11 protein-coding genes are annotated in these 13,566 nt (G+C 55.7%); 5 read left to right on the top strand and 6 right to left on the bottom strand.

Annotated elements, in window-relative coordinates; all coding sequences use genetic code 11:
- Positions 1 to 41 precede the first annotated feature (41 nt).
- On the bottom strand, positions 42 to 683 hold the full coding sequence (locus VW41_11375; protein AJZ89589.1) for a phosphohydrolase: 642 nt from the start codon (positions 681 to 683) through the stop codon (positions 42 to 44).
- Between the two features lie 112 nt (positions 684 to 795).
- On the opposite strand from VW41_11375, the gene VW41_11370 reads away from it, so the two are divergent.
- The gene (locus VW41_11370; protein AJZ89588.1) at positions 796 to 1,749 is read left to right on the top strand and encodes an AraC family transcriptional regulator; all 954 of its coding nucleotides are present in this window, start codon (positions 796 to 798) and stop codon (positions 1,747 to 1,749) included.
- Between the two features lie 3 nt (positions 1,750 to 1,752).
- On the opposite strand, the gene VW41_11365 is transcribed toward VW41_11370, so the two are convergent.
- Complete coding sequence (locus tag VW41_11365) at positions 1,753 to 3,795, bottom strand: choline transporter (protein AJZ89587.1); 2,043 nt, start codon at positions 3,793 to 3,795, stop codon at positions 1,753 to 1,755.
- Positions 3,796 to 4,086: 291 nt separating this feature from the next.
- Between VW41_11365 and VW41_11360 the strand changes: the two genes are divergently transcribed.
- The 4 genes from VW41_11360 to VW41_11345 all read left to right on the top strand — a co-directional run bounded on the left by VW41_11360 (position 4,087) and on the right by VW41_11345 (position 8,210).
- Positions 4,087 to 4,683, top strand: coding sequence for a transcriptional regulator BetI (locus VW41_11360; protein AJZ89586.1), 597 nt, complete (start codon positions 4,087 to 4,089; stop codon positions 4,681 to 4,683).
- A gap of 16 nt (positions 4,684 to 4,699) precedes the next feature.
- A complete protein-coding gene (locus VW41_11355) occupies positions 4,700 to 6,172 on the top strand; it encodes a betaine-aldehyde dehydrogenase (GenBank protein ID AJZ89585.1) in 1,473 nt (490 codons plus the stop codon).
- A gap of 19 nt (positions 6,173 to 6,191) precedes the next feature.
- A complete protein-coding gene (locus tag VW41_11350) occupies positions 6,192 to 7,877 on the top strand; it encodes a choline dehydrogenase (protein AJZ89584.1) in 1,686 nt (561 codons plus the stop codon).
- A gap of 102 nt (positions 7,878 to 7,979) precedes the next feature.
- On the top strand, positions 7,980 to 8,210 hold the full coding sequence (locus VW41_11345; GenBank protein ID AJZ89583.1) for a Tautomerase PptA: 231 nt from the start codon (positions 7,980 to 7,982) through the stop codon (positions 8,208 to 8,210).
- Between the two features lie 25 nt (positions 8,211 to 8,235).
- Here the strand turns inward: VW41_11345 and VW41_11340 are convergent, their stop codons facing one another.
- From VW41_11340 to VW41_11325, 4 genes are all read right to left on the bottom strand, one after another.
- A complete protein-coding gene (locus tag VW41_11340) occupies positions 8,236 to 8,733 on the bottom strand; it encodes a cell division protein ZipA (protein ID AJZ89582.1) in 498 nt (165 codons plus the stop codon).
- A gap of 103 nt (positions 8,734 to 8,836) precedes the next feature.
- Positions 8,837 to 9,934 carry a periplasmic binding protein gene (locus VW41_11335; protein AJZ89581.1) on the bottom strand — a complete coding sequence of 366 codons (1,098 nt, stop codon included), beginning with the start codon at positions 9,932 to 9,934 and terminating at the stop codon, positions 8,837 to 8,839.
- A 1-nt stretch (position 9,935) separates the two neighbouring features.
- Positions 9,936 to 12,077, bottom strand: coding sequence for a ligand-gated channel (locus VW41_11330; protein AJZ89580.1), 2,142 nt, complete (start codon positions 12,075 to 12,077; stop codon positions 9,936 to 9,938).
- Between the two features lie 192 nt (positions 12,078 to 12,269).
- Positions 12,270 to 13,481: a tyrosine transporter TyrP gene (locus VW41_11325; protein ID AJZ89579.1), complete on the bottom strand. Its 1,212-nt coding sequence runs from the start codon at positions 13,479 to 13,481 to the stop codon at positions 12,270 to 12,272.
- Between the last annotated feature and the right edge of the window lie 85 nt (positions 13,482 to 13,566).

Here is a 13,566-nt window from a genome sequence, read left to right as displayed (position 1 = left end):
GTACAAGGCAGGTGACAAATTTGCCACCCGCCTGACGTTGATTAGCCGGCCCAGCGGGAAGCGCGAATAATACTGCAGAAGTTCAGTGGTTCGAACCCAGGTTCTTTATCCCGAATGACATCGGCCTTCACGTTGCCAAACGTGGTGGTCGGTTTGCTTTTAATCCCGTCGTAAAACGCCTGAATAATCTCTTCTTTAAATGCCGCCGGACGAGGGTGATGCTTCACCACCTGTTCGCGCTGATCGTCGCTGAATTTATCGTAATCAATCCCCAGCACATCCATTTCAACCCCCGCCGTCACCAGCGCAATTTCCGGGGCCATAAACTCAGGAATGCCCGGGGTAGTATGCAGGGCAATCGCCGTCCACACTTTGTCTATATCGGCCTGACTGACGCCGTACTGGCGCATAAAGTCCTGCGCGGCAAACGCACCGTCCACTTCAAAACGTTTGTCGCAGCTGCAATGTTCGTGGGTTAACCCCATGTCGTGGAACATACAGCCTATGTACAGCAGCTCGCGATCAACCTTCAGTTCACGGCGCTGTCCGGCCAGCGCCGCCCAGTAGTAAACCCGGCTGGAGTGGTGGAACAATAAATCTGATTCCGTGTCGCGTACCAGCTGCGTAGCTTCACGGGCCATTTTGGTGTCCGGAATAACGATGCCGTTAATTACTAAGCTCATCTCTTTCTCCTCATGTTGGGTTGGAGTAGCATAGGCCGCATTCAAAATGTCTTAAATGATCGCATAACGACGATTTAAGACTTGTGCCGCAGTTAAGGACGTGGAGAAAAGAATGGGGCATCAAATCCTGATCCTTGCGGTGCCGGGGGTTCAACTGCTGGATGTTTCGGGGCCGCTGGACGTATTTGCCGAGGCGAATCGCGTGCTGCACCGTGAGGTTTATCAGCCTCGGATTATTGCGCTGGAAACCCAGACTATTGTCGCTTCTTCCGGGGTGAAACTGCTGGCTGACGATGTGCTTGAAGCGGCGGCGGGCGGGTGGGAAACCACCTTTCTGGTTGCCGGCGCGCCGGATGCGGCCCACAGAACGCTAAGCGCCGATCAACGCGAAAAAATGACCGCACTTTGTACCCAAAGCCGCCGCTATGGCTCCGTCTGCACGGGGGCACTTTTGCTGGCACAAACTGGCTTATTAAAGGGCAAGAAAGTCACTACCCACTGGTCTGCATCATCGCTTTTAGCGGCTCGCTATCCCGACACAGAAGTGACCGCCGACGCGCTTTACGTTATGGACGGCGCGTTACGCACGGCTGCGGGGGTGACTTCAGGGTTAGATCTGGCCCTACGGCTGGTGGAAGAGGATCTTGGCCGGGAGGTGGCGCAGGACGTCGCGGCAAATCTGGTGATGTTCTTTAAGCGGCCCGTGAACCAAAACCACTTTATCCGCGACCAAAAAACCTCTCTCAGCGGGCGCAGCGCGCTGCAGGATCTCCAGCGCTGGACAATCGCCAACATTGCGGAGGTAGCAACGGTGCAGCAAATGGCGGCACACATTCACCTTAGCGTGCGGCATTTAACGCGCCTGTTTCATCACGAACTACAGGTCACGCCGGGTGACTGGCTGGAAGCCGAGAAAGTGGCAAGGGCGAGGCAACTGCTGGAGTCCGGCGAACTGCCGGTGAAAGCCATACCCGCCGCAAGCGGGTTTTCCGGGGTGGACACGCTGCGGCGGGCGTTTGTGCGCCGAATGGGCATCACGCCCGCCGCATATAAGAAGATCTGTTAATCGTTAGACGTTCGGGAAGGTGATGCTGTTGCCCGGTGCCTCACGGTGCAGATGGATAAAGTTCAGGTGGCGTTCGTACTGATCGAGAATGTCGATAATCACCTGTTCTTTGCTGTAGTCCATCAGATCATTCCCCTGGCTGCCCTCAAGCAGGAAAGTTTCTAAGCGGTAATAGGTCGATTTACCGCTGCGGGCGCGGTAGGTAAAACCTGGCACCGAATACTTCTGCGGCCAAATCTGATAGACGAAGTTTTGCTCGTCCCCCATATGTACCCGCAGCTCAAGGTGCCCCAGTTTTTCATCCGGCAGCGGGGGCTCGATGGAAAGCTCCACCCGGGCACCGCGCAGCTCCAGCTCCTGAGAAACCTCCTCCATTGCCGGGTAGCATACGGTGTCCATCATCTTCTGCGTGTATCGCGTGCCGGGGTAGTTCATCAGGCGGGACAGACGCTTTTTCCAGCCAAGACGATCCTGGGCGGTCATCATGTACGGCGCGGTGTCACGGCTGGCGCTGACGCGGCGGTAATCTTCTATTTTCAGGGATTTATACAATCCGGCCATCACGAAGAAGATCACGAAGCTGAACGGCAGTCCCATAATCACCGTCATATTCTGCAGCGCGGAAATCCCGTTGGTCATCAGCATCCCCATGGTCAACAGGCCGATAGCAACAGACCAGAAGATACGCAGCCAGTTGGGCGCATCGCTGTTGATGTCCTTCAGCTTAGAGGTGAAGTTCCCCAGCACCAGCGCGCCGGAGTCCGCCGAAGTCACGTAGAACAGCAGGCCGGTGATCGTTGCCACCGAAGCGCTGAAGGTAAAGCCGGGATATTGCGCCAGCAGGCTGTAGAAGCCGCGTTCCGGATGCGCCATTGCCTCCTGGGCAAAGGTGCCGTCGCCGTGGATAATTTCGTACAGCGCGCTGTTGCCGAACACTGAAAGCCACAGCAGCGTAAAGGTAAACGGAATAATCAGCGTTCCCAGGACAAATTCACGAATGGTGCGGCCGCGGGAGATACGGGCCAGGAACAGGCCAACAAACGGCGACCACGCCACCCACCAGGCCCAGAAGAACAGAGTCCAGTTGTTCATCCATTCCACCGGGCGGTCGAACGCGAAGCTGTTTAACGTCATGCCCATAAAGCGATTGATGTAATCGCCGACGTTGAGCACCAGCGCGTTGAGCAGGAATTCGGTATTGCCCATAAACAGCACGAACAGGATCAGGCCCAGCGCCAGCGCCACGTTCAGTTCGGAAAGAACCCGAATACCTTTATCGACGCCAGACGTCACCGAGATGGTTGCGATTATCACCGAAAGCACGATCAGCGCAGCTTTGGCCCCCAGGCTGTCCGGGATATCAAACAGCACACTCAGCCCGTAGTTGAGCTGCACGACGCCAATCCCCAGCGTTGTGGCGATACCGAAAATCGTGCCGATCACCGCCGCAATATCCACCGTATGGCCAATCGGGCCATTAATTTTCTTGCCGAAAATAGGATACAGCGCGGAGCGAATCGTCAGCGGGAGGTTGTAGCGATAGCTGAAGTAGCCCAGGGCGATGCCCATCAGCGCATACATCGACCAGCCGGTCAGCCCGTAATGGAATAGCGTCCAGACCATTGCCTGGCGCGCGGCCTCAATGGTTTGCCCGGCACCTTCCGGGGGCTGCATGTACTGCGTCACCGGTTCGGCAACGGAAAAGAACATCAGGTCGATGCCTATCCCGGCGGCAAACAGCATTGCCGCCCAGCTGAGCACGCTAAACTCGGGCTTGGACTGCTCCGGGCCAAGCTTAATGGAGCCGAAGCGGGAGCAGGCGATAAATACGACAAAGACAATATAGAGCGTGGCGGCAAGCAGGTAGTACCAGCCGAAACGGGAGGAGACCCAGCTCAGGGTGTGGCTAATCAGATTTGCGGAGAAATCACTGTAGAAAATGGTCATCAGGGAAAAGCACAAAATCAGCCCGGCGGAAGTGTAGAACACCACCGGGTTGATTTTGTCTTTTTCGCTGGTAGCAGGCGGAGTAACGGGCTTCGTCATCGATTACCTCAGGTTAAGTAACGGTGACTACTCAGATGAGCAGTTAAGTTTTTCTTTTGAATGCAGGTGAGATTGTTTTTTAACAATTCCATAATCAATTTAAGGTCTTGATCGCGGTTTTCATATTAATGCATTGAATTTATTCAAATAAAATCCTCATTTTTATTGTCCGAAAAGCGACTATTTCGCTGTTTTCTTGCCTTTGCGTAACAATTAATACACATTTTATATTGAACGTTCAATCAATAAACGCTTAAATAGATAATAATTATTTATGAATGGAGCGAGGCCATGCCCAAAAAAGGTATGCAGCCGATACGGCGGCGGCAGCTGATTGACGCCACCTTAAACGCAATAAATGAGGTTGGAATGCATGATGCCACGGTGGCGCAAATTGCCCGCCGCGCCGGGGTCTCTACCGGCATCATCAGCCATTATTTTCAGGATAAAAATGGCCTGCTGGAAGCCACCATGCGGGACGTTACGGCCCAGCTCCGCGATGCGGTAGTGGGCCGGCTGAAGGCTTTGCCCGGCGCTTCTGCCGCGCGGCGATTGTGCGCGATTGTGGACGGGAATTTTGACGATACCCAGACCCACAGCGCGGCCATGAAAGCCTGGCTGGCGTTTTGGGCCAGCAGCATGCACCAGCCGATGTTGTACCGATTACAACAGGTGAGCAGTCGCCGTCTGCTGTCCACGCTCACCGCCGAGTTCAGGCGCGAACTGCCGCAAGAAGAAGCCAGGCTGGCGGGCTACGGCCTCGCCGCACTGATAGATGGCCTGTGGCTGCGTGCGGCCTTAAGCGGCAAACCGTTTGACCGCAAAGCAGCGAGCGTACTGACTACGCAATTTATCAACCAGCATCTTATTGCTGCGGTGAAAAAGTAATTAGTAAGGAGAAATTATGTCCCGATTTGGTGAACAACAGCTTTATATCGACGGGGGCTACGTCGCCGCGCGAAGTGGTAAAACGTTTGAAACCATCAACCCGGCCAATGGCGAAGTGCTGGCGGTCGTTCAGGCCGCAGGCCGGGAAGACGTTGACCACGCCGTTGCCGCGGCAAAGAAAGGGCAGAAGGTATGGGCTGCAAAAACGCCTGTGGAGCGAGCACGCATTCTGCGCCGCGCCGTTGAGATTCTGCGCGAGCGTAACGATGAGCTGGCCGAACTGGAAACGCTCGATACCGGCAAAGCTTTCAGCGAAACCTCCAGCGTGGATATCGTCACCGGCGCAGACGTACTGGAGTATTACGCCGGGCTGACAACCACCCTCGAAGGTCAGCAGATCCCGCTGCGGGATAGCTCATTTGTCTACACCCGTCGGGAGCCATTAGGCGTTGTCGCAGGGATTGGGGCGTGGAACTACCCGATTCAGATTGCGCTTTGGAAGTCTGCCCCTGCGCTTGCCGCTGGCAATGCGATGATCTTCAAACCGAGCGAAGTGACGCCGCTTACCGCCCTTAAGCTGGCAGAAATTTACACCGAGGCCGGCGTGCCGGACGGCGTCTTTAACGTTCTGCCTGGGCTTGGGGCGGAGACTGGCCAACGGCTAACGGAACATCCGGGCATCGCCAAAGTTTCCTTCACTGGCGGCGTTGTCAGCGGTAAGAAAGTGATGGCGAATGCTGCCGGTTCGACGCTGAAACAGGTCACGATGGAGCTGGGGGGCAAATCTCCGCTGGTTATCTTCGACGACGCAGATCTCAACCTGGCGGCGGACATCGCGATGATGGCCAACTTCTACAGCTCCGGCCAGGTCTGCACCAACGGTACCCGGGTATTTATTCCTGCGGCGTTGAAAGCGGAATTTGAGAAGAAAATTGTGGAACGCGTGGGCCGCATTCGCGCGGGCGATGTCATGGATCCGCAAACCAACTTTGGCCCGCTGGTCAGTTTCCCGCACCGCGAAAACGTCATGCGCTACATCGAGTCTGGCCGCGAAGAGGGCGCCACGCTGCTGTGCGGGGGCGACAAACTACGCGGGGAAGGCTTTGATAACGGGGCTTGGGTGGCACCAACCGTATTCACCGACTGCCGCGATGAGATGAAAATCGTCCGGGAAGAGATCTTCGGCCCGGTGATGTCGATCCTCAGCTATGACAGCGAGGAAGAAGTGATTCGCCGCGCCAACGACACGGATTACGGCCTCGCTGCCGGAGTTGTGACTAACGATCTCACTCGCGCGCACCGCGTTATCCATCAGCTTGAAGCCGGCATTTGCTGGATCAACACCTGGGGCGAGTCTGCCGCGGAGATGCCGGTCGGCGGTTACAAGCATTCCGGCATTGGCCGCGAGAATGGCCTGATGACGCTGCAAAGCTATACCCAGGTTAAGTCAATCCAACTGGAGATGGGCACCTATCAGTCAATCTTTTAACCCCACCTGAGGAGGATGAATGGAATTTGATTACATCATTATTGGAGCGGGTTCCGCAGGTAATGTTTTAGCTGCACGTTTAACGGAAGATCCCGATACCAGCGTCCTGCTGCTTGAAGCCGGTGGCCCGGATTACCGCTTTGACTTCCGTACCCAAATGCCCGCAGCACTGGCGTTTCCGCTGCAGGGCAGGCGCTACAACTGGGCTTATGAAACAGACCCAGAGCCGTTTATGAACAACCGCCGCATGGAGTGCGGGCGAGGCAAAGGGCTGGGCGGCTCATCCCTGATTAACGGTATGTGTTACATCCGCGGAAACGCGATGGACCTCGACAACTGGGCGTCGATGCCGGGCCTGGAGAACTGGAGCTATCTGGACTGCCTGCCTTACTACCGGAAAGCGGAAACCCGCGATATCGGCCCAAACGATTATCACGGCGGCGAAGGCCCGGTCTCCGTCACCACGCCTAAACAGGGTAATAATCCTCTGTTCCACGCGATGATTGAGGCGGGCGTGGAAGCGGGCTATCCGCGCACCGACGATTTGAACGGTTACCAGCAGGAAGGTTTTGGGCCGATGGACCGCACCGTGACGCCTAAAGGCCGCCGCGCAAGTACCGCTCGTGGCTACCTCGACGAGGCAAAGCAGCGTGCGAACCTGACCATCGTGACCCACGCAACCACTGACCGTATCATCTTTGATAATTTACGCGCCGTTGGGGTGGAATACCTTGTGAAAGACACTCCGGTGCATTCCGTGGCGAAAGCGCGCAAAGAAGTTCTGCTGAGCGCCGGCGCGATTGCTTCCCCGCAAATTCTGCAACGCTCTGGGGTGGGCGATGCAGAATTCCTGGCGAGCATGGAGATCCCGGTGATTCACGACCTGCCCGGCGTAGGTGAAAATCTTCAGGATCACCTGGAAATGTACCTGCAGTACGAATGCAAAGAGCCGGTGTCGCTTTACCCGGCGCTGCAATGGTACAACCAGCCAAAAATCGGCGCAGAGTGGCTGTTCAATGGTACCGGCGTTGGCGCAAGCAACCAGTTTGAAGCGGGGGGCTTTATTCGCAGCCGTGCAGAGTTTAGCTGGCCGAATATTCAGTACCATTTCCTGCCGGTGGCGATTAACTACAACGGCTCAAACGCGGTGAAAGAGCACGGCTTCCAGTGCCACGTCGGCTCTATGCGTTCCCCAAGCCGTGGCCGCGTGAAGCTCAAGTCGCGCGACCCGCACGAGCACCCAAGTATTCTGTTCAATTATATGTCTCACGAACAGGACTGGCAGGAGTTTCGTGACGCCATCCGTATCACCCGCGAGATCATGCGGCAGCCTGCGCTGGATAAATACCGTGGGCGCGAAATCAGCCCTGGCCTCGACTGCCAGACGGACGAACAGCTTGATGAGTTTGTGCGTAATCATGCGGAAACGGCTTTCCACCCGTGCGGCAGCTGTAAGATGGGGCATGATGAAATGGCCGTGGTGGATGAGCAGGGCCGGGTTCACGGCCTGCAGGGGCTGCGCGTGGTTGATGCTTCAATTATGCCGCAGATCATCACCGGTAACCTGAACGCTACCACCATTATGATTGGTGAAAAGATTGCCGATGCCATTCGCAATAAAGCGCCGCTGCCTCGCAGTACCGCCCGCTATTACAAAGCGGAACAGGCGCCGGTGAGAAAGGAACCGGTTCGAAAAATCCAGTAACGATTAAAGGCCAGTAAAAACTGGCCTTTCTTTTGCCCGGCCCTTGCCCGATCCCCTTGTGAAGCAGTAAAACAACTGTTCAACAACAAAAGGAGAATCACCGTGCCACACATCGAAATTAAATGTTTCCCTCGCGACCTTACCGATGAGCAGAAACAGGCCGTTGCCAGCGAGATGTGCGACGTGCTGAAAAAGCACTTCGGCTCGAAGGACGAGTCGCTCTCCGTGGCGCTGAAGATGGTTGAGCAGTCGAACTGGAAAGCCGAAGTATGGGATACGCAAATCGCACCCGAGATGGATTCGCTGTTGAAAAAGCCGGGTTACAGCCTTTAATCAATCATAAGGTGACAACGTCACCTTATGCATATCTGATTATCGTAAATCCTTCGCGCTCGTCGGGCGCAACGAAGTAACGGGTAATTAAGTCAAACTGTGCGTCCGTGGCGGCAAAATCGTGCGTTCCGCTGCTGTTGCGGGCGCGTAATCTCTCCCGGCAAACGTTATCCGGCACATCCAGATAATGCAGGCGGTTATCCACCCCGGCCTGGTCAATCACCGTTTTCATCCACTGCCGGTTTGCCAGCGTATTGGCTGGAAAATCCAGCACCACCGAGAGCCCACACCTCAGCAGGGAAACGAGATGCGGCGTTAGCGCGGTTTTCAACTTGCCTGAGTACGCCACGTAATCCGCCACGCTGTGCATTTGCTCGCCATAAAGCGCCGCAAGCCAGCTGTCTTCACTGACCAGAATGGTGTTGGGGGCGGCCATAAGCTTCGCGCTAAGGGTGGATTTACCGGCGGCAATTTTACCGCAGAGAAGGTGAAGGGTGGGTGTAGCGGGAGACGTGGTTGACATTAACACCTCATAGAAAGAGACAGGTTTTGACTACTGTCTACCCGAGGAGTGAAAGATACAACCAGTAAAATTGGCGGGTCAGAGAGCCTGACCCGCGTTCAGGTTATTTCAGCTTCGTCCAGTAAGTGCCCGTTTCTTTCACGGCCAGGAACTGTTGGTTCATCTCATCCAGCGTTTGCTGCGGGTCCATATCCGCGAATAACTGTGGGTGAAAGGTTTTGGCAAAGAACTCGACGTCCAGTAAATGCCACGGGGAGAGGTAGAAGTTATGCCATACCGCCCAGGCTTTTCCGTGCTGAATTGCGTTCAGATTCGAAATCACTTTCTGCTGGCCAAGCACCCCGGAAAAGCTTTCCTGTGCCTGAGCGGCCGTCACTTCCGAGCCCAGCTGCAGCCGGCCAGTTTGACCCGGCCCGGCGCTGCCGGTGGCGATGTAAATATCCGGGTTAACCGTCAACAGCGCCTCGGGGGAAATCTTGCCATAAACGCCAGGGAAGCGGCTCACGGCAATGTTATCCCCGCCGGCAAAAGCCAGCAGATCGGCCAGGTTGCCGCGCCCGACGGTAGTACAGCAGTCGCTTTTATCCCCCAAATGCAGCTGGAGCATTACCGTTGGCTTTATCGGCTTATTTCCGGCTAAGCGTTTGGCAATTTTCTCCATATGCTTTTGATAAAAGGCGATAAACTTTTCCGTTTTCGGCTGGTCGTTTAGCGCTTCGCCAAGAATACGCAGGCTTGGAACGGTGTTATTCAGCTGATCGACACGAAAATCGACGTAGATCACCGGAATATGCGCCTGCGTCAGCTGGCTAAGAAAGCTGTCGTGATTGCTCTCTTTTTTGGCGTAAATCGGCAAAATCACCAGGTCCGGATGCAGGGCGATAACCTTCTCCACGCTTATCTGCGAGAAGTTGTTATTGCCGATAATCGGGATGTCTTTGATAGCCGGGAACGCCGTGGTGTAGCGGTTCCAGGTCTGCGGGTCCAGACGCTGTAAATCCGCCGGCCAGCCCACAACGCGCTTCGCCGGGTTACCGTCCTCTACCAGCGCGAGCGTGTAGATCATCCGGCTTTCGCCAACGACAAGGCGCTGCGGATTATCCGGCACTTCAACTTTCCGCTGCAGGATATCGGTTATCGTTTTGGCCTGACTGCCGACACTGAGTGTCAGCAGGGCCGCGAGTAACAGCGATTTTTTCATCTCAGAAATCCACGCTTGCGGAAAGATAAACGGTGCGCGGCTCACCTTCGATAACGCGCAGGTTACCGGCGCTTGACTCGTAGTACTCGCGGTCAAACAGGTTTTTGACGTTCAGCTTCAGCTCGGTATTTTTGCCGACCAGCTTGCTGTCCCAGGCGACGAATGCATCCGCCACGGTGTAAGCCGGCATGGTGAAGCTGTTTTCCGGATCGCCCGCGCGGCTCCCGACATAGCGCCCGCCGCCGCCCAGGCGTAACTCACCCGGCAGCCAGGAGAAACGCAGGGTATGGCTGAGGTAAAGCCCGCCCATGGTTGTCGGCGCATTCACCAGACGGTTACCGACGTTCACCGGATTGATGTCGTCTTCAACTATCTCAGTTTTGTCATAGCTGTAGTTCGCCGTCAGGTTCCAGTCCTGCGCAATTTCGCCGTTAAGCTCTAATTCCGCACCGGTAGAGCGTGCTTTCGGGATGTTGCGGGTCACGCCGTTGATAAATACCGACATGTCTTTTTCATCAATGCGGTAGAGCGCCAGGCTGCTGGTCAGGCGAGGCGACATCTGCCATTTCGCGCCGACTTCCCAGGTGGTGCCTTTTTCGGTGGAAGCGACATTACCGTTGTCGTCCGTTTGGGTGGACGGGGTGAACGACTTGCTATAGCTGCCGTACAGCGAAACGTCAGGCACGATTTTATACACCAGCCCCAGCTGCGGCAGGAAAGCATTACCCCGGTCTTCCAGCGTGGTTTGTGGGTTCACCCAGCCGGCGCTGGAGGTTTGGGTATAGCGCTGCAGGCGGCCACCCAGCACGGCAATCCACTCGTCCGTCAGGTGAATGCTGTCTTTCGCAAACACGGAGCGGCTGTAGAGGTTTGTGCGCAGGTTACTGTTGGAGTCGCTATAGGTACTGCCGTTGGTTACCGGCGAGACGCCGTACACCGGGTTATACATGTTGAAGGTTTTCGTCACCTTCCCACGGTAGGAATACTTTTTGTAAGTTTCGTTCTGCTCGTAATCCGCCCCGAGCGTGATGTCGTGGGTCATGCCCAGCAATTCAGGGCTACCGCTGATGTCCCAGGAGGCATAATCCGTCTGGTGGTTAAAGCCACGGTTAGCATCAGCCCGGCGGGAAACCAGACCGCTGTTAGGATCCACCGCCGTGGCACGCACTTCGTTACTGTCGTAGCGGCGCTGCATCCAGGCGTAGTTCAGGTTAGTTTCCCAGGTGTCATCCAGCTTGTACGCGTAGTTGGTCGTCAGGCGCTTATTTTTGCCCCAGGCGTGGTTGGCGTAATCATCAATGCGGCGATCGTAAGGGATGTTCAGCGGTTTGCCGTTGATAAATGCCGTGCCGCGGTCATACGGAATATCAAACTTGTATTCTACATAGCTGATATTGAAAGAGGCTTTATCGCCGTACCAGCTTAGCGACGGGGCAATAAGCGTGTGTTCGTCGGTACCAAAGTTACGCCAGTAACCTTCATGCTGGCGCTCCGCGACCAGCCGGAAGGCGAAGCCGTTGCCGAGCGGGCCGGTGACGTCCACCATCCCGGAACCGCCGCCATTGCTGCTGCTGGTGCCGCTGACGTGTGTGTTCCAGGTGTACTGCGGCTTCTTGCTAACGAGGTTAATCACGCCCCCGGGATTCAGAATGCCGTAGAGCAGGGAGGCCGAGCCTTTCAGCACCTCGACACGATCGATGCTGGAGTCCATCGCCAGGCCCTGGTTGCTGCGCACGCCGTCAATGAACACGGAGCCATCGCTGTTCGAGCCAAACCCACGTTTGACAAAGCCGTCCTCGATGCCGCCGAGGGTATTACTCTGCGTGACGCCGCTGACGAACTTCATCGCATCATTGACCGAGGTGACCGCGTAGTCGTCAATCACCTGCGGCGTCACGACGCTAACGGACTGAGGGATTTCGCTGCGCGGCGTTTTGCTGCGGGAGGCGATGGTGGAGTCATCCTGGGTATAGCTGGTTGGTGAGCCATCCGGGTTCGCGTTGGCGACCACGGTTAAGGTGTCTTCCTTCGGTTTGTCGGCGGCAAAAGCCGGGGCGCCCACGATGAAGGTTGAAATGATTAATAATTTTGAATTAAGAAGTGCCTGGCGAACGAAAGTAGAACCAAAAGGAATGCGATTCATGATGTTGTTTATCTGAACTGAAGCGATTTTATAATGGGAATTGAGATGATAATAACAATAATTAGCATTTACAATATTAACTCTGCTTACATAATTACTGGTTTTATATCCAAAATCCTGATGATTTAGCGGGGAATTGACAGAAAAAAATGAAGAACGCGGGGCGAATACCCCGCGTGAACAGGATGAAAATTACCCAACTTCTGGCAGCAGGCCAACGGTAATCGAGAACTGAATAACAATCACGGCGATCCCGCAGGCAAAGACCAGCGCCAGCAGAGGTTTACCCCCCGCCACGCGCCAGGTCGTCTGGACGTGCTGTTTGCGGCTTTGCCATACCAGCATCGACGGCACCAGCAGGGCAAGCACCGCCAGCGCCACGCCCGCATAGCCCAGCGCCATCACAAACCCCTGCGGGTAGAACAGCGCAAAAACCAGCGGCGGCAGGAAGGTCATCAGCCCGGTTTGCAGGCGGCCAGAGGCTTTACGATTGCGGGCAAAGAGATCGCTCAGATAGTCGAATAAGCCCAAGGAAACCCCAAGGAACGAGGTTGCCAGCGCAAAGTCGGCGAACAGGTGGATCGCCAGCTCAACGTGAGGGGTGGCCACGACCTGACGAACCACCTGCAGGAAGCCATTCAGCCCTGAGTGTTCCGCCATCAGCCCGGTAAAGGTTGGTGAGTCGATCGCGCCCAGAGTCGCAAGCTGCCAGAAAATGTAGGCGACCAGCGGGATGGCGCTACCGACGATAAACACCCAGCGCAGTTTGCGAATATTGCCGTTCATATAGCTGACAATGCTCGGCACGCTGCCGTGAAAACCAAACGAGGTAAAGATGACCGGGATAGCAGACAGCGCCAGGCCTTTCTCAATCGGTAGCGTCAACAGGTTGGTGTGGTGGATATGTGGCATCATCAGGGCCAGCATCACCACCAGCAGAATGATTTTGGCGCTGAACAACACGCGGTTGAACATATCGACCATATGGGTGCCGATACAGACAATCCCACCCGCCACGACGGTAAAGAGCAGTACGCCGGAGGTGGCAGAGACAGTGGTGGACAGCCACTGGCTAAGGCTTGCCGCCAGCAGTTCACCGGCTCCGCTGATGTAAGCCGCCGTCAGGGCGTACATCAGGAACAGCATACTGAACCCCGTTAACCACTGCCCGGGGCGACCAAGATAGCGCCGGGCGAGGGTGCCAAGGCCGGTATCCGCCGAGACGTGCTGATACACTTCAACCAGCAGTAGCGCGGTGTAACACATCAATGCCCAAAGGCCTATCAGCATCAGCAGCGTGACGCCAAACCCTACGCCCGCAGACGCCAGCGGCATCGCCAGCATTCCTGCGCCAATTGTGGTTCCCGCCACGATAAAAACACTGCCAAGAGTCCTGTTCTTCACGCTTCCCTCTGAATTTACGAAGAGCTGTATGCAATTATGCCGCGCAGGGTAAGGGAAAAGCGCATGTGCGTCAAATGAGGGTTAC

It is taken from the genome of Klebsiella michiganensis (assembly GCA_000963575.1).
Lineage (GTDB): Bacteria > Pseudomonadota > Gammaproteobacteria > Enterobacterales > Enterobacteriaceae > Cedecea > Cedecea michiganensis_A.
Note: the sequence above shows the minus strand (reverse complement) of the source record. Positions and strands in the feature narration are given on the sequence as shown.

What these genes read in the sequence shown, in the direction of transcription:
- VW41_11375 (AJZ89589.1), bottom strand. Translation starts at nt 683, where the DNA reads ATGAGCTTAGTAATTAACGGCATCGTTATTCCGGACACCAAAATGGCC.
- VW41_11370 (AJZ89588.1), top strand. Translation starts at nt 796, where the DNA reads ATGGGGCATCAAATCCTGATCCTTGCGGTGCCGGGGGTTCAACTGCTG.
- VW41_11365 (AJZ89587.1), bottom strand. Translation starts at nt 3,795, where the DNA reads ATGACGAAGCCCGTTACTCCGCCTGCTACCAGCGAAAAAGACAAAATC.
- VW41_11360 (AJZ89586.1), top strand. Translation starts at nt 4,087, where the DNA reads ATGCCCAAAAAAGGTATGCAGCCGATACGGCGGCGGCAGCTGATTGAC.
- VW41_11355 (AJZ89585.1), top strand. Translation starts at nt 4,700, where the DNA reads ATGTCCCGATTTGGTGAACAACAGCTTTATATCGACGGGGGCTACGTC.
- VW41_11350 (AJZ89584.1), top strand. Translation starts at nt 6,192, where the DNA reads ATGGAATTTGATTACATCATTATTGGAGCGGGTTCCGCAGGTAATGTT.
- VW41_11340 (AJZ89582.1), bottom strand. Translation starts at nt 8,733, where the DNA reads ATGTCAACCACGTCTCCCGCTACACCCACCCTTCACCTTCTCTGCGGT.
- VW41_11335 (AJZ89581.1), bottom strand. Translation starts at nt 9,934, where the DNA reads ATGAAAAAATCGCTGTTACTCGCGGCCCTGCTGACACTCAGTGTCGGC.
- VW41_11330 (AJZ89580.1), bottom strand. Translation starts at nt 12,077, where the DNA reads ATGAATCGCATTCCTTTTGGTTCTACTTTCGTTCGCCAGGCACTTCTT.